This window comes from Proteus vulgaris, assembly GCF_016647575.1.
Lineage (GTDB): Bacteria > Pseudomonadota > Gammaproteobacteria > Enterobacterales > Enterobacteriaceae > Proteus > Proteus mirabilis_B.
In genome coordinates this window covers 1,810,785-1,827,638 of the sequence record NZ_CP032663.1, presented here as the reverse complement: position 1 = coordinate 1,827,638, position 16,854 = coordinate 1,810,785, and the positions used below count along the sequence as shown (strand labels likewise).

General features: G+C 37.9%; 16 protein-coding genes. 10 read left to right on the top strand and 6 right to left on the bottom strand.

Annotation, left to right across the window (positions count from 1 at the left end):
* Window positions 1–172: 172 nt before the first annotated feature.
* Window positions 173–1,219 carry a protease SohB gene (sohB, locus tag D7029_RS08540; protein ID WP_088495698.1) on the bottom strand — a complete coding sequence of 349 codons (1,047 nt, stop codon included), beginning with the start codon at window positions 1,217–1,219 and terminating at the stop codon, window positions 173–175.
* A 213-nt stretch (window positions 1,220–1,432) separates the two neighbouring features.
* Here sohB and D7029_RS08535 point away from each other — a divergent pair, with 213 nt between their 5' ends.
* Together D7029_RS08535 and cobO are read left to right on the top strand one after the other, a co-directional pair.
* Entirely contained in the window at window positions 1,433–2,194 is a 762-nt protein-coding gene (locus D7029_RS08535) for a YciK family oxidoreductase (protein WP_194952603.1), read from the top strand.
* Between the two features lie 25 nt (window positions 2,195–2,219).
* The gene (gene cobO / locus D7029_RS08530) at window positions 2,220–2,810 is read left to right on the top strand and encodes a cob(I)yrinic acid a,c-diamide adenosyltransferase (protein WP_098943002.1); all 591 of its coding nucleotides are present in this window, start codon (window positions 2,220–2,222) and stop codon (window positions 2,808–2,810) included.
* 44 nt (window positions 2,811–2,854) lie between these two features.
* On the opposite strand, the gene D7029_RS08525 is transcribed toward cobO, so the two are convergent.
* From D7029_RS08525 to rnm, 4 genes are all read right to left on the bottom strand, one after another.
* Window positions 2,855–3,802, bottom strand: coding sequence for a hypothetical protein (locus D7029_RS08525; protein ID WP_194952406.1), 948 nt, complete (start codon window positions 3,800–3,802; stop codon window positions 2,855–2,857).
* Between the two features lie 201 nt (window positions 3,803–4,003).
* A complete protein-coding gene (gene rluB, locus D7029_RS08520; protein ID WP_194952405.1) occupies window positions 4,004–4,927 on the bottom strand; it encodes a 23S rRNA pseudouridine(2605) synthase RluB in 924 nt (307 codons plus the stop codon).
* 420 nt (window positions 4,928–5,347) lie between these two features.
* Window positions 5,348–5,968, bottom strand: coding sequence for an L-threonylcarbamoyladenylate synthase (locus D7029_RS08515; RefSeq protein WP_023582284.1), 621 nt, complete (start codon window positions 5,966–5,968; stop codon window positions 5,348–5,350).
* A gap of 24 nt (window positions 5,969–5,992) precedes the next feature.
* Window positions 5,993–6,853, bottom strand: a complete 861-nt coding sequence (gene rnm / locus D7029_RS08510; RefSeq protein WP_194952404.1) for an RNase RNM — start codon at window positions 6,851–6,853, stop codon at window positions 5,993–5,995.
* A 306-nt stretch (window positions 6,854–7,159) separates the two neighbouring features.
* Between rnm and D7029_RS08505 the strand changes: the two genes are divergently transcribed.
* The 7 genes from D7029_RS08505 to D7029_RS08475 all read left to right on the top strand — a co-directional run bounded on the left by D7029_RS08505 (window position 7,160) and on the right by D7029_RS08475 (window position 14,316).
* Window positions 7,160–8,737, top strand: a complete 1,578-nt coding sequence (locus D7029_RS08505) for an anthranilate synthase component 1 (protein ID WP_194952403.1) — start codon at window positions 7,160–7,162, stop codon at window positions 8,735–8,737.
* Window positions 8,737–9,330 carry a glutamine amidotransferase-related protein gene (locus tag D7029_RS08500; RefSeq protein ID WP_194952402.1) on the top strand — a complete coding sequence of 198 codons (594 nt, stop codon included), beginning with the start codon at window positions 8,737–8,739 and terminating at the stop codon, window positions 9,328–9,330. Before D7029_RS08505 ends, D7029_RS08500 begins: the two co-directional genes overlap by 1 nt.
* Window position 9,331: 1 nt before the next feature.
* The gene (gene trpD, locus D7029_RS08495; RefSeq protein WP_088495706.1) at window positions 9,332–10,330 is read left to right on the top strand and encodes an anthranilate phosphoribosyltransferase; all 999 of its coding nucleotides are present in this window, start codon (window positions 9,332–9,334) and stop codon (window positions 10,328–10,330) included.
* Between the two features lie 4 nt (window positions 10,331–10,334).
* A complete protein-coding gene (gene trpCF, locus D7029_RS08490) occupies window positions 10,335–11,690 on the top strand; it encodes a bifunctional indole-3-glycerol-phosphate synthase TrpC/phosphoribosylanthranilate isomerase TrpF (RefSeq protein WP_194952401.1) in 1,356 nt (451 codons plus the stop codon).
* 39 nt (window positions 11,691–11,729) lie between these two features.
* The gene (gene trpB / locus D7029_RS08485; RefSeq protein WP_036937130.1) at window positions 11,730–12,920 is read left to right on the top strand and encodes a tryptophan synthase subunit beta; all 1,191 of its coding nucleotides are present in this window, start codon (window positions 11,730–11,732) and stop codon (window positions 12,918–12,920) included.
* The gene (gene trpA, locus D7029_RS08480; protein WP_194952400.1) at window positions 12,920–13,726 is read left to right on the top strand and encodes a tryptophan synthase subunit alpha; all 807 of its coding nucleotides are present in this window, start codon (window positions 12,920–12,922) and stop codon (window positions 13,724–13,726) included. Before trpB ends, trpA begins: the two co-directional genes overlap by 1 nt.
* A 275-nt stretch (window positions 13,727–14,001) precedes the next feature.
* Entirely contained in the window at window positions 14,002–14,316 is a 315-nt protein-coding gene (locus D7029_RS08475; protein WP_088495709.1) for a BON domain-containing protein, read from the top strand.
* Window positions 14,317–14,993: 677 nt separating this feature from the next.
* Here D7029_RS08475 and ompW read toward each other — a convergent pair.
* Window positions 14,994–15,629: an outer membrane protein OmpW gene (gene ompW, locus D7029_RS08470; protein WP_194952399.1), complete on the bottom strand. Its 636-nt coding sequence runs from the start codon at window positions 15,627–15,629 to the stop codon at window positions 14,994–14,996.
* Window positions 15,630–16,062: 433 nt separating this feature from the next.
* Between ompW and D7029_RS08465 the strand changes: the two genes are divergently transcribed.
* The gene (locus D7029_RS08465) at window positions 16,063–16,836 is read left to right on the top strand and encodes a YciC family protein (RefSeq protein WP_194952398.1); all 774 of its coding nucleotides are present in this window, start codon (window positions 16,063–16,065) and stop codon (window positions 16,834–16,836) included.
* Window positions 16,837–16,854: the final 18 nt, after the last annotated feature.

The window sequence follows — 16,854 nt, the reverse complement described above, 5'->3', positions numbered from 1 at the left end:
CTTTGATTGCCAGTGAATTTTTCACTGGCTTTTTTTTGTTTTATCAAAATAAAAGCTTTTAAAATAAAAGATTAGAATATTTATTGGGAAGAGTTGGGAATAGTGATAGGTAAGGAAAGATGATATCAGCAATAATCCTATTGCTGATATCATTTATGGCGTACTTATTGGCTTATAGCAGCGGTTTTTTACTTCTCTGTACCCAACGCATCATTAGTTTATCAATGCTTTCCATTGCACCGCCTGTAACACGTTCAACCATTTTCTTCTTGGTAACATATTGGACTGAGAGGACTTCAAAGTCATTAATATGATTGATTAACCAATCATCACTCACACCAACTTCATCAATTAAGCCTCTGTTTAGTGCTTCTGAGCCGTACCAATACTCACCAGTTGCAACACTATCAATATCAAGTTGAGGGCGATATTTATGCACAAATGATTTAAATAACAAATGTGTTTCATTTAAATCTTGCTTAAATTTCTCACGTCCTTCTTCGGTATTTTCGCCTAATAAGGTCAATGTGCGTTTATATTCGCCAGCAGTATGTAACTCAACATCAATATCATTTTTCTTGAGTAAACGGTGAATATTAGGGATTTGAGCTACAACACCAATCGAGCCAATAATCGCAAATGGTGCAGCAACAATTTTATCTGCTACACATGCCATCATATATCCTCCGCTGGCAGCCACTTTATCGACAACTGCAGTCAGTTTAATGCCCTTTTCTTTTAAACGTGTTAACTGAGCTGCAGCTAATCCATAACCATGAACCATGCCACCCGGACTTTCTAAACGCAGTAATACTTCATCACCCGATTGTGCAACAGAAAGAATGGCACTGATTTCTTCACGTAATGCACCCACTTCATGGGCATCCATACTACCGTTAAAATCAAGCACATATAAACAAGGTTTCACAACGCCTTTTTTACCTTCTTTTGCATTGTTTTTACTCTGTTTATTCTCTTTTTTCTGCTGTTTCTTAAACGCTTTATACCAGACTTTTAATTCAGCATCGTCCATTTTCGCTTGTTGCATAACGCGCTGTTTTTCTTCATAGGCTTCAGCAAGATCAGTAACTTTTAATGTTCCTTTACGATTTTGCTTTTTATTTCCAATCACGACGAAAAACAACACGATAGCGATAATCGCCACAACAACAGTGACAATTTCTGCTAAAAACAGCCCATATTGCAAAATATACTCCACAAAGACCTCTTTTTAAGGTTAATAACACTGACTCAAACCAATACGCCTAGTTTAACGAAATTCTGCTTTAGCGCCAGCAACAAAGGCATGATTATGTTTAATACCATAAAGAAAACAGCCATAAATTGTAAACAAAAAGTCAGACTAAACTGGTCGCTAGACAAATAAGACGTTACACTTTATTTACTTTTTACTAGACAGGATATCAATATGTTGCAATATCAACCCGATCATAGCGTGCTAAAAGATAAAATTATTCTAGTAACGGGTGCCGGTGATGGCATAGGAAAAGAAGCCGCACTAACTTATGCGCAATACGGCGCAACACTTATCTTATTAGGCCGTACTCTATCAAAACTTGAGGATGTTCAAGAAGATATCATCACTTCAGGTGGTCAACAACCTATGTTATATCCACTTGATCTACTTACAGCGACAGAGAACGATTTTCAGCAATTTGCGGATACTCTCGTTAAACGCTTCCCTCATCTTGATGGCGTACTACAAAATGCCGGCTTATTAGGTGTTGTTGAGCCTATCATTAATCAACCAAGCAACCTTTGGCATGACGTTATGCAAGTCAACGTTAATGCGACATTTATGCTCACAAAAGCTCTGTTGCCATTGATGCTTAAAGCGCCTCATGCGAGTCTTATCCTCACGACATCCAGTGTGGGTCGCCAAGGTCGTTATGGTTGGGGAGCTTACTCTGTATCTAAATTCGCAACAGAAGGCTTTATGCAGGTACTGAATGAAGAATATAACGAAAGTACTTTACGTATTAACTGCATCAATCCTGGTGGTACTCGTACAGCAATGAGAGCGAGTGCATTCCCTGATGAAAATTCACAAAAACTAAAAACACCTAAAGATTTGATGCCGTTATATCTCTATTTGATGAGTGATGACAGCATTGATGTGAAAGGACAATCTTTAGATGCACAACCTGGTCGCAAAGCAGGTCCTGCTGAATAACATAATCTAAGTTTGAGGTAGTCCAATGAATGATGCACAACACCAAAAACGTCAACAACGTTTAAAAGAAAAAGTAGATACCCGAATTGAGCAAGCTCAACGAGAACAAGGTATTGTGATGATTTTTACTGGTAATGGTAAAGGAAAAACAACCGCAGCTATGGGTACAGCGACCCGTGCGGTGGGTCATCAAAAAAAGGTCGGTGTTGTGCAATTTATTAAAGGAACTTGGGAAAACGGTGAACGTAACCTACTGGAACAATTTGGCGTACCTTTCTATGTGATGGAAACGGGATTCACTTGGGAAACGCAAGATAAAAGTGCAGATACAGCCGCTTGTTTAAATACTTGGCAATATGCACTCAAACTGCTTAATAATCCAGAATATGACCTCGTTATTCTCGATGAGATTACCTATATGATTAGCTTTAACTATTTGCCATTAGATGAGGTTATTTCAGCTATTAGCTCTCGCCCTTCTCATCAAAATGTCATTATCACTGGAAGAGGCTGCCATAGAAAATTAATCGAGTTAGCAGATACTGTGACAGAAATGCGTCCTATTAAACATGCTTTTGATAGCGGAATAAAAGCACAAAAAGGCATAGATTGGTAATAATCCCTTATCACCTTTTCAATTATATAAAAATGAATAATTATTTATATTAAAGCGGGCTCACTTAATATACCAGCACCAAATATACGCCCTGTTTCATTTATCAGTTTAAAGTAAGCTTCTTTATCATCGAATATATCATTTTGTATTTGCTGACTATAAACCATAGCCATTGCCATTATATGAAAATGATATTCATTATAGTAATTTTGCTTTTCATTCGGATCACGTGAAGCTAAATAGGAATTGGTTACTTTATAAATACTTTTAGCTTCTTTCAGCATTTCGCCATTATTAAACTCAATATGACTCAATGTTGGAATAAAATCATCTGTTCGCGTATTTTCATCATTTATCCAATTGTATTTATCATTTTCTTTATGTGCTTCTAATAAATTACGTCCTGAATAAACATGAATACCATATGGCTTTCTTGATATAAAATCTTGAAATTCAGATTGGGAAAAACACTTAGTTAATACATTTACCACGCCCTTATTACTCCAATCAGGTAAATAAGTTGGGATAGGTTCATTTAATGGGATTTCACAGCGGAAAACATTATTATCAATAAACATAGCATCAGAGCTATTAATAGCACCATGTACAAGCTGGCCATCAATCCAAACGGAACGCATTGTTAAGTACAAATGCTCACTGTCTTCTTTAGGAGAAAAAATAGAAGTAAAACTATAGTAGATTTCCCTAGATGGATTAATTATCCCGCCATGATTACCGGGATAAATCATAAAGGTTTTCTTCTTCCCATCAGCATCAACTAATACATGCTTCCCATTCTCTAATTTTATTTCTTTCACTTCACCGGTATTAAGCCAAAAAGAATTATTATCAATTTGAAAGACTAACGGTGTTGTTTTATTGTTACTAATATAAAACACACCAGACTGTGAATTTGAATTAGTCGTTGGCTCACAACCCGTAGTAAGAGTAGTCGCACATAACATTGTTGTTAAATAAAAAGAACGATGCATATATCGCGTATACCTTATCGTAAAATATACAAATAAAATATTATTTTAATAAAAATGACTTCTCATCTCATTAATCCGTGCATCATAGTTTTATTTATGGAAAAAAGAAAGCTATCAAAAAAAAGAAGCACCCAATTTCAATGGGTGCTTCTTTATGAGAAATGATATTTTAATTTAAAATAATAAATAATTATTCGCTAATTACTTTTTATTTCCTGCTGACTGGCGACGACTTGACGCTCTTTTAGCAGGTGATGTTGAAGTACGTGCTGAGACTTTAGTATGACGCTTAACGGCACGACGGATCTGATTCGCTTTGATGCGACGCTGATCTTTTTCTACTGCAACTTTGGTTACTGTTTCGTCGTTTAATTCAACTAATTGACGTAAATAGTTGATTTGATCTAATCCAAGTTCAACCCAACCACCACGCGGTAAGCCTTTTGGTAAGTCAATATCACCGTAACGAACGCGAATAAGGCGGCTAACTTGTACACCAACCGCTTCCCACATACGACGAACTTCACGGTTACGTCCTTCGGTAAGAGAAACGTTATACCATTGGTTAATTCCTTCACCACCACGGTAAGAAACAGAGCGGAATGAGGCAGGACCATCTTCTAATTGTACACCACGCGTTAATTGACGAATTTTGGCATCATCAATTTCACCAAAAACACGTACTGCGTATTCACGCTCAACTTCACGGCTAGGGTGCATTAAACGGTTAGCTAATTCACCATCTGTTGTAAATAACAATAATCCACTGGTATTCACATCCAGACGACCTACCGCAATCCAGCGAGCATTGTTAAGGCGAGGAAGACGTTGGAAAACAGTCGGGCGACCTTGCGGATCACTGCGAGTACACAGTTCACCTTCAGGCTTGTAATAAGCAAGCACACGACAAACATCTTTTTGTGCTTCACGAATATTTAGAATACGGCCATCTAAGCGGATTTTTGCTGTAGTGGTGACATCAATACGATCACCTAATTTCGCTTTTGTACCATCAATGCTGATACGTCCTTCTTGAAGATAACCTTCAATTTCACGGCGAGAACCGTGACCAGAACGAGCAAGGATTTTTTGTAATTTTTCAGTGCGTTGCGATTTATCGCTCATGAAACAACCTCATGTGTCGCCTTCACAGGCGTCATAAAAATAGAATTATTTTTTAAAAATCAATTAAATAAAAATAACCCATGTTTATTAAAATAAGAAATAAACACAGGCTTATTGATTCAATAGTGAACAATGTTGATGATTTTTCACATCAACATTGTGATAAATAGTGCCGATAAAACGATGTTGGCAAAACTATAATGACAGCTTAACCATTTGTCTGCTTATCAAGTTACTGTGCTTAGCGCTTAAAATGCGCGTTGGTATAACCGATTTCAAAAACAGACACCGTGATTTTTATCGCAATGTATAAATTTAACACAAGCGATAGATCCCTTCACCTTTTATCTCTTTATCTCGTGATAAATTTCTTCACTATCGAGTCATTGACTCCCAATTTAGTTTAATCAACCAAATCACTTACTGAAATGGCGTAATATCACCCGTACCTTCACGCACGATAACTGGGGTATCTTCCGTTAAATCAATGACCGTTGTCGGTTTTTGTCCTAGATAGCCACCGTGGATCACCAAATCAACTTGTTTGCTTAATAAATCTTCGATTTCTTCCGGATCAGATTCTGCAAAATCATTACCCGGTAAAATCAGGCTTGTTGACATTAATGGTTCACCAATATTTTCTAACAATGCCAGTGCAATTGGGTTAGAAGGAACACGCAAACCTATAGTTTTACGTTTATCATTCATCAAGCGCTTTGGTACATCTTTAGTTGCTTTTAAGATAAAGGTGTAATTACCTGGGGTATTATTTTTTATTAAGCGAAACACCACATTATCAACATAAGCATAATTAGCGATTTCAGACAAATCACGGCACATCAGTGTGAAATTGTGGTTTTTATCTAATTGGCGAATACGACAAATTCGCGTCATTGCATCTTTATTTTCTAAACAACAGCCAATAGCATAGCCAGAATCTGTTGGATAAATCACCACACCGCCTTTGCGTAAAATATCAGCACTTTGTTCAATTAAACGAGCCTGCGGATTATCAGGGTGAATATAAAAAAGTTGGCTCATACATCCCTCAACGAATTTCTAATGTTACTCTTGCCATAGCGACCAAACGGGTTCGACGCCACTGGGTAACCATAAATTACGCCCCAATTCTATCCACGAGCAAGGGCGATGAAAATCAGAACCTAACGAAGCTTTTAACCCATAAAGTTGCGCTAATGCTGCGTGTTGTTCCCGTTCTTGTGGTGGTTGTTGGCATTGTGCCACTTCGATTGCATCACCACCGAGTTGTTTAAAATAAAGCGTTAATCGTTTTAACCATTTAGAGGATAGACCATATCGTCCCGGATGCGCTAATACTGCAACACCACCAGCTTCATGAATTGCCGTGACAGCGTCACCTATTGAGCACCACTGTGGTGGTACATAACCCGTTTTACCTTTCGCTAAATAACGTTTAAACACTTTATTAACCGAGGCAACATGCCCTTCATTCACAAGAAAACGGGCAAAATGACCTCTTGTAACTTGTCCACCATGCGCTAAGGCTTTTGCCCCTTCAAATGCATTTGCAATACCTGCTTTTTCTAATCTCTCACCAATCATTATCGCACGTGTTTCGCGACATTGGCTTTGTGACGAAAGAAGTGCCTTCATTGCGTTATGGTTGATATCAATATTCAATCCAACAATATGGATTTCTATATTCTCCCACAAAGTCGATATTTCGACACCTGATATCAGGGTAAGAGGCAGATTTTTTTCTGCAATATAATCATTAGCAGGAGTAATCGCCGCCGTTGTATCGTGATCGGTAATAGCTAAGACATTAATTTGACGCTCTATCGCTCTATCAACCAATTCTTCTGGTGAAAGCTCGCCATCTGACGCGGTAGTGTGGCTGTGCAAATCATAAATCACTCTTAAATCAGATAGCACTTCTGTCATCGCTTCTCCCTTTTCATCTTAGCAAGATAATAATTTTTAAAGAGTATGCCATAAAGTACTTGACGAACCTAACGCAATCCAGTTTACTAGTACATAACACGAGCTAGTCTATTAACTTATTATCTGTCGTTAGCTGTAAGGAGATCTTATGAATATCAATCAACATCTTATCGCTCTTTGGTGGCGCAATACTCTTTTATGGGCGGTTTGATCTCCGGCTTTACGTCAGTGATATCTAAAACCCGCCTACGCGGGTTTTTTTATGCATTAAAAACGGTTAGTAAAAAATAATATAGAGCGATAATAATGAATACATCACTTGCATTCTCATTTAATACCAAGGCAACGCCACTGCCTTACCACAGCGAACCTGCTTTACTTTTCAATACATTATGTGAAAACAGACATCACACATTATTGTTAGAATCGGCACAAGTTGACACGAAAGCAAACTTAAAAAGTTTGTTAATTGTTGATAGCGCATTGCGTATCAGTGCAGTGAAAAATCAAGTCACTATTGATGCATTAAGCGTTAATGGACAAGCTTTATTACCTACATTAAAAATCGCACTAAAAGAAAAAGCGTTCTTAACACAAGAGAGCGATAAACAGTGTGTTTTTACTTTTTCAGCACCTGCACAGGATATTGATGAAGAAAGCAAATTAAAATCAGCCAGCGTATTTGATGCTTTACGCTTCTTTCTTGCTAATAAAGACACTAAAGATGCTAATGCTATTTTTGTTGGCGGTTTATTTGCTTACGATTTAGTCAGTGGATTTGAACCTATCCCTGAGTTAGACACGGTTTTTTCATGCCCTGACTACTGTTTTTACTTGGCAGAACAATTAATCGTGATCGACCATCAGAATAAAGATAGTCAGTTAATTTCCATTGCGTTTACTGACGATAAAACTGAGTGTCAGCGCCTCACTTCGCGACAAACCGAATTAATCTCGCTGGCAAAACAACCATTAAAACACCCTATTCGCCGCGCTTTAACAGCTACAGAATCAACAATACAGGGCAATATGGATGATAAAGGTTATGGCGATATCGTTGAGGCAATGAAAACCTATATTCGTCGTGGTGATATTTTCCAAGTTGTTCCATCACGTCGCTTTCAAGTTGCTTGCCCTTCGCCACTTGCTGCTTATCAAGTGTTGAAAGAGAAAAATCCAAGCCCTTATTTGTTCTATATGCAAGATGCCTTATTCACAGTATTTGGTGCATCACCAGAAAGCGCATTGAAATATCAAACAAGCGATCGACAAATTGAAATCTACCCAATTGCAGGAACTCGCCCAAGAGGACGTAATGCAGATGGTTCGATTAATGCAGATTTAGACAGTCGAATTGAACTTGAAATGCGCACTGATACGAAAGAGCTTTCTGAACATTTAATGCTAGTCGATTTAGCGCGTAATGATTTGGCACGTATTTGCCAAGCAGGCAGCCGTTATGTCGCGGAATTAACAAAAGTTGACCGTTACGCTTTTGTAATGCACTTAGTTTCAAGAGTCGTAGGCAAACTACGTGATGACTTAGATATTTTCCATGCTTATCAAGCCTGTATGAATATGGGGACGCTATCGGGCGCGCCTAAAGTCAGTGCAATGCAATTAATTGCTCGTTATGAAAAAACAAAACGTGGCAGTTACGGTGGTGCTATCGGTTATTTTACTGGCACTGGCGATTTTGATACTTGCATAGTTATTCGCTCTGCTTATGTTGAAAATAATATTGCCACTATTCAAGTCGGTGCAGGGATTGTGCTTGATTCAGATCCTCAAATGGAAGCAGAAGAAACACGCAATAAATCCCAAGCAGTAATCAACGCTATTTTACAAGCTCATACAGATACACAATTGCAGGAGGCTTGCTAATGGCGACTATCTTACTGCTCGATAACATCGACTCATTTACTTATAACCTTGTCGATCAATTACGTAGCCTTGGCAATAACGTTGTGATTTATCGCAATAGCGTCACTGCCGATTTTATTGAACAAAAACTACACGAACTCGATAACCCGATTTTACTGTTATCTCCGGGACCTGGAGCACCTTCACAAGCAGGTTGTATGCCTGAACTGTTAAAACGTGTATTAGGCACATTACCTGTGATTGGTATTTGCTTAGGTCATCAAGCCATTATTGAGGCTTACGGTGGCAAAGTTTCTTCATGTGGAGAGATTTTACACGGCAAAGCAACATTAGCTGAGCACGATAACAGCGAAATGTTTGTGAATTTACCTAACCCTTTACCCGTTGCTCGTTATCATTCGCTTTCAGGAGAACAAGTTCCAGAACAACTCATTATTAATGCTTGGTGCGATAACACTGTTATGGCGGTGCGTCACCGTCAACATAAAACTTGTGGTTTTCAGTTTCACCCAGAATCAATTTTAACCACAAAAGGCGCACAACTTTTAGAACAAACAATCGCATGGGCATTAACTCCTAAAGGAGACGCATAAAATGGAAACTATCTTCAATAAATTATTTAGCGCACAACAGTTAACATTAGAAGAAAGCCAAACACTGTTTAGCGCCATTATTCGCGGTGAATTAACGGAATCACAATTAGCGGCCGTTTTGATCAGCATGAAAATGCGCGGTGAACATCCTCAAGAAATTGCTGGCGCAGCGCGCGCATTACTTGAAAATGCACAACCCTTTCCTCGCCCTGATTACACTTTTTGCGATATTGTCGGCACAGGGGGAGATGGTGCCAACAGCATTAATATTTCAACAGCAAGCGCATTTGTTGCAGCTGAAGTCGGTATCAAAGTGGCGAAACACGGTAATCGTAGCGTATCTAGTCGCTCTGGATCTTCCGACTTATTGGCGGCATTTGGTATCCCTTTAGACAGAAGTGCTGATGATGCGCGCCAATTACTGGATGAAGTGGGTTTATGCTTTTTATTTGCACCTCAATATCACAGTGGTTTTCGTTTTGCCGCCCCTGTTCGCCAACAACTGAAAACACGCACATTATTTAATGTATTAGGCCCTTTAATTAACCCTGCTCGCCCGCCATTAGCGTTAATTGGTGTATATAGTCCAGAGTTATTGATGCCTATTGCAGATACATTAAAAGTATTAGGTTATGAGCGTGCTGCCGTTGTCCACAGTGGCGGAATGGACGAAGTTTCACTACATGCGCCCACTCAAGTGGCTGAATTACGTAATGGTGAAATTACACGTTATGAACTCACACCAAGTGATTTTGGTCTTCGCCCTTGTGCCATTACTGATCTAGAAGGTGGTACGCCTGAAGTAAACCGTCAATTATTGGCAGACTTACTACAAGGTGAAGGAAAAAGAGCACATACCGAATCTGTCGCCGCTAATGTCGCTTTATTAATGCGTTTACATGGGCAAGAAGATTTAAAAATGAATACTGAAGTTGCTATGCACGCCATTTATAGCGGTAAAGCAATAAATCGTGTAACTGCATTAGCAGCAAGAGGATAAGAGCATGACTGTATTAAACGCCATTGTAAAAGATAAAGCTGAATATCTGATTGCACGTAAAGCAAGCCAGCCCCTATCAGAATTTGTGCATCAAATAGCACCATCAACACGATCGTTTTATCAGGCATTAACTCAGCCTAATACTGTTTTTATTTTAGAGTGTAAAAAAGCATCCCCCTCAAAAGGTTTAATTCGTGCTGATTTTGATCCTGCGACGATCGCAAAAATTTATCAGCCTTATGCAGCTGCCATTTCAGTATTAACTGATGAAAAATATTTCCAAGGGAGCTTTGATTATTTACGTCAAGTCAGCCAAGCGGTTCATCAACCCGTTTTGTGTAAAGACTTTATTATTGATGAATACCAAATCTATTTAGCGCGTTTTTATCAAGCAGATGCCATTTTATTAATGCTTTCTGTCTTAGATGATGAGCAATATCGTGCGCTATCAGCCGTTGCTCATCAATTAAATATGGGTGTATTAACCGAAGTAAGCACAGAAGAAGAGCGTCAGCGTGCCATCAATCTTAATGCCAAAGTCATCGGTATTAACAATCGTGATTTGCGTGATCTCTCTATCGATTTAACTCGTACCCAGCAGTTAAGCCAAAGATTGCCCAAAGATGCAATCGTGATCAGTGAGTCAGGTATTCATACCCACCAGCAAGTGCAAGAGCTAAGCCAATATGCTAATGGTTTTCTGGTAGGCAGTGCTTTAATGTCACAAGACAATATCGACCAAGCAGTGAGAGCACTAGTTTTGGGAAAGCATAAAGTGTGCGGGTTAACTCGTACACAAGATGTAAAAGCGGTTTATCAAGCAGGTGCTTATTATGCAGGGTTGATTTTTGCAGAAAAATCTCCGCGCAAGGTGACGTTGTCACAAGCACAAGAGTTAATAGCACAAGCTCCCTTAGCGTTTGTGGGCGTGTTTCAAAATCAGCCTATTGAGCTTATTTGTGACTATGCCGAAAAACTTAATTTATCTGCCATTCAATTACATGGACAAGAAGATGCGCAATTTATTGAGCAACTTCACCAGAAAATCCAACCTAATTGTGAAATCTGGCAAGCAATAAATATGGCAAACCACACAGATATTCACCCCGTTGCACTCGTTAATAAATATGTACTTGATAACGGAACGGGTGGCACAGGAACAACATTTAATTGGCAAAAAATTCCTAATACATTACGTGAAAAAGCATTACTTGCAGGTGGTCTTAACAGTGAAAACTGTTTAGATGCGGTTAAAACAGGCTGTATCGGGCTTGATTTTAACTCCGGAGTAGAATCGGCTCCTGGCATAAAAGATACGCAACGTCTGAACCAAGTATTTGCACAATTACAGCTAAACTAAATTTCACAAAGATATAATTTTAAACAGGATGACATCACAATGAGAAAACTTAACCCCTACTTTGGCGAATTTGGTGGCCAATATGTACCTGAAATCTTAATTCCTGCATTGGATCAACTCGAACAAGCTTTTATTGATGCGCAAAACGATCCGTCATTTCAGCAAGAATTCCAAGATTTATTAAAAAACTATGCGGGCAGACCAACGGCATTAACGCTTTGCCGTAATTTAACAGAAGGTACTCGAACTCGTTTATATCTAAAACGTGAAGATTTACTGCATGGTGGTGCACATAAAACTAACCAAGTATTAGGTCAAGCCTTGCTAGCAAAACGGATGGGTAAAACTGAAATCATTGCAGAAACGGGTGCAGGTCAACACGGTGTTGCAACGGCTTTAGCCTGCGCACTGCTTAATATGAAATGCCGTATCTATATGGGTGCAAAAGACGTCGAACGTCAATCACCTAACGTATTTCGTATGCGCTTAATGGGTGCAGAGGTTATTCCTGTTCATAGTGGTTCATCTACCTTAAAAGATGCCTGTAATGAGGCATTACGTGACTGGTCTGGTTGTTACGACCGCGCGCACTACTTGTTAGGAACAGCGGCTGGCCCTCATCCTTATCCAACAATTGTCCGTGAATTTCAACGTATGATTGGTGATGAAGCCAAAGCACAAATTCTAGAGCGTGAAGGTCGTCTACCTGATGCTGCTATCGCTTGTATTGGCGGTGGCTCTAATGCTATCGGTTTATTTGCTTCCTTTATTCCAGAAACTTCAGTGCAATTGATTGGTGTTGAACCTGCGGGTAAAGGTATTGAAACCGGTGAACATGGTGCCCCACTGAAACATGGTAAATTAGGGATCTATTTTGGTATGAAATCCCCAATTATGCAGACAGATGAAGGACAAATTGAAGAGTCATATTCAATTTCAGCAGGTCTTGATTTCCCATCTGTCGGACCTCAGCACGCACATTTAAATAGTATTGGTCGTGCGGATTATGTTTCTGTTACCGATGATGAAGCCATTGAAGCATTTAAAGCACTTTCTCGCCGTGAAGGGATTATTCCGGCTTTAGAATCTTCTCATGCATTGGCTTATGCACTGAAATTAATTGCACAAAATCCTGACAAAGAACAGTTATTAATCGTGAACTTATCCGGTCGTGGTGATAAAGATATTTTTACTGTAAACGATATTTTAGCAGCAAGAGGAGAAATCTAATGAGCCGTTATCAAGTATGCTTTGAAGCATTAGCACAAAAACAGCAAGGCGCATTCGTTCCTTTTGTCACATTAGGTGATCCTTCTCCTGAGCTGTCATTACAAATAATTGATGCGTTAATTGAAGGTGGCGCAGATGCATTAGAGATTGGTATTCCATTTTCCGATCCACTTGCTGATGGTCCTACCATTCAAGGTGCTAATTTACGAGCACTGAATGTAGGTGTAACCCCTACTGATTGCTTTGCACTTTTAGCAAGTGTGCGTAAAAAACATCCTAATATTCCTATTGGTCTATTAGTTTATGCCAACCTCGTTTTTAGTAATGGCATTGATAATTTTTATGGTAAATGCGAACAAGCTGGTGTGGATTCCGTCTTAATTGGTGATGTACCTCTGCGTGAATCAAAAGAGTTCCGTGAAGCAGCGCAACGCGCCAATATCAGCCCTATTTTTATTTGCCCACCTAATGCTGACGATGAACTTTTACAAGAATTAGCGGCATCAGGTAAAGGTTATACCTATTTATTATCAAGAGCGGGTGTAACGGGTACAGATAAACGTGCAGAACAATCACTGACACATCTTACTGACAAACTAAAAACCTATAATGCTCCTCCGGCATTACAAGGGTTTGGAATTTCAGAGCCTAAACAAGTGAAAGAAGCGATTGCAAATGGCGCGGCTGGCGCAATTTCAGGCTCAGCGGTTGTTCAAATTATTGAGAAGAACCTACACCAGCCAGATATCATGCTTAAAGCGCTCACTCAATTTGTTAAAGAAATGAAAGCGGCAACCACTGCCTAACCTTCCTATTTGATCCGCTTTAGAAGGATAGCTTGCTATTTTTCTAAGCGGATTACTCTGAAATCCACACTAATTAACTCACGCTTTTTATTACCTATTTTACTGCTTAACCCGCATAAAATGGTGCAATGTTCCCTATTCACTTATTTAAAGAGACTTGAACTGTACTGATAAAAATTTGGCAAAGTTTTGTTTTTTGCACATACTTTATAAAGCGCTTTATATTTTTCTTTCAAAAATTCTCAATCAATAATGTGATTAAAAGGAGTTTGATGATGAAACTATGGGCAAAAATATCCGCTGTTATGGCAGCGTTACTTATGGCGTTTACCTTATCTGCATGTTCACCTACTGCAACATCAGAAGGTACAGGGGGTTATTTTGATGACTCCGTGATCACCACCAAAGTTAAGACCGCACTAATAGGTGAAAAAAATCTTAATTCAACACAAATTAGCGTCGAGACATTTAAGGGCAAAGTTCAACTAAGTGGTTTTGTCTCTTCTCAAGCGGATGCTAATCGAGCCATTGAAGCAACACGCAAAGTTACTGGTGTAAAAGGCGTTATCAACTCAATGGTTATTCGCTGATCTCCTCTTTATTCTAGTCTTCCTTTAGCCTTACTTTTTAGACCACCATTTCGGTGGTCTTTTTTTTGCCAAGTATTTCACTCTTGGCATTCTCTTTTATCATAAAGAAGATCAATTTTTATAAAAAACGCCAATAGATTAAAAAAAGGTTATTTTTTCCTAGCCTTAATAATCGTTCATAAAAAGAGTAATACAAAAGAATAATTAATCATTTACTGATTGAAATTTAATCTTCATGTTTTTATAAATATGCCCTATCTTAAACCCTTTTTATTCTTCTTTTATTTCTTTCTATCTCTTGATAGATAAAGCACTTTTACTAAAATCAAATTAAAGACGCATTTTAAATACACCTATTTAATACTCTCCTTTCTTTATTAAAAGCTCGTTAGTTTTTAATAAAGAAAAATACTCTTTCTTATCTTATTAAGATGGTGTAAATAAAAGATATATATAAAATACACCTTTCTTATTATTTTAATATTAAATGTTTTATTTAAAATGCATCTTTTTCTATTTATCTCTATTTTTAATTACCCATAAATAGTGTATTAAACAATAAACTAGAGACTGTATATAATCTAAAAATGAAAGGTTTTATTTAAATTTAAAAAACAAAAAAAAGCGAAGATAACCTTCGCTTTTCATTATGAGATATTCTTTTAAAGAAAGAATAATTAGAAACGGTAACCCACACCAAACATAAATACAAATGGGTCTAGGCGTGTATCAATTGATTTTTTCTCACCAGCAGCTCTGAATTCAACATCAGTTTCGATATTCATCCACCAAACAGACGCATTCAGCATCCAGTTTTTATCAAGGTTATAATCTAAACCTGCTTGTGCTGCAAAGCCCCATGAACTCTTAAGGTTCAAGTCAGATAGCTGAGCACTCTTACCTGTTGAGTTAAATTTCTCATCAAAGAAAGTGGTAAAGTTAAGACCTGCACCTAAATAAGGACGCAGTTTATCTTCTGCACTACCGAAGTAGTATTGTGCCATTAATGTTGGTGGTAAATGTTTAACAGTTGCAATTTCACCTACTGGGCCCAAAGAAACTTTATGTTCAAAAGGAGTAGCTGCTAATAATTCAACACCAATATTATCAGTTACCATATACCCAAAGGTTAAACCTAATTGAGTATTATTGTTTGTATTAAAACTACCTAAACCTAATACATTATCAGAACCTGTATTAGGACGAACAGTTGCAGTACCCGCACGGAATAAAAAATCACCCGCTTGGTGAGCGAAAGAAATAGAAGGCGCAAGAGTTGCAGCCGCTAAAATAAGCGCAGAAAGTTTTTTCATTATTTAACCCATTCCTGTAATAAGTAAAATCTCCGCTAAAAATATAACCATTTATCAATAATTATGATCTAATACCGATCACAACTTTGGAATTATTTTTGCAGAAAGTGTTATTTCTCTTTTTATTATTTATCAATGCGATTATTTATAATTGATCCACATCAAATTACTCATTAATACAATTTTTTCTTATAATTAAATTTATTCTTAGTAATATTTTTTGAATAAAAAACATCCTAAAAAGATATATTTAAAAATAAAGTTATTTTTATGTTAAAATGATGTTTGTTTTATTTTAAATGCTGAGGGATATTTTGATTATTACCGTCAAGAAAAAACTAAATAAGAGAAGTAAGAGAAAATATCCCTTTTTGCTGTTGTAGAAGGTACAATAGCGCGCATTGACACAGTCTATTTTTATAGGAGCAGTTTCATGCCTACCACGGCACGCACAATCTACCGAGACAGTCTGAATTTTTATAAGAATGAACGACGTAGCATTGTTACTCTTTCCGCTATCCTTGCTGTTGTTTTAGCGATAGTTCATGTCTTAATTGGCCCTAATCCTCAAGAATACCAATTGATGATTGAATTTGTGGCTAATTTTAAAAATACACAGCTTTCTTCTACTTCTCCTGCTGAATTAGAAGCAATGTCAAACAGTGTCGTGGGTATCGCCAAAAAAGTGTTATCACTGTATGCATTTGAAACACTACAGCAAAGCATCTTGGTGCTAACCTTATTGATGTTCGCTATGGCAATCTCTGCAGGTCACAATGTCACCCTAGGTCAAACATTTAACGCCTGTTTACCTCGCTTACCAAAAATGTTTTTACTGATTGTTCTGTGCTCTATTTTAATTAGCGCAGGTTTTATGGTGATGATTATTCCTGGCATCATTTTGCTAATCGGTTTTGCATTAGCGCCCGTTGTCTTAGTGCGCCAACAAAATATGGGAAGTGCAATACGTTTAGGTTGGAAGATTGGGTTTAGTGAGTCTGGCTCCCTTATTCCTGCTTTAGGTATTTGGATCTTATTGCAGTTTGGTATTGGCTTTGTGAGTAATCTTACAATTCAACTACCTGATCTTGTCCATAACTTCTTATTCTATTTTCTGAAAAATATGGCTTCAGCTTGGCTGATTATCTACCTATTTCGTTTGTTTATGTTGGTTGAAAACAAATACACAACACAACAAACACGCTAGTTTATTCAACACATAGCG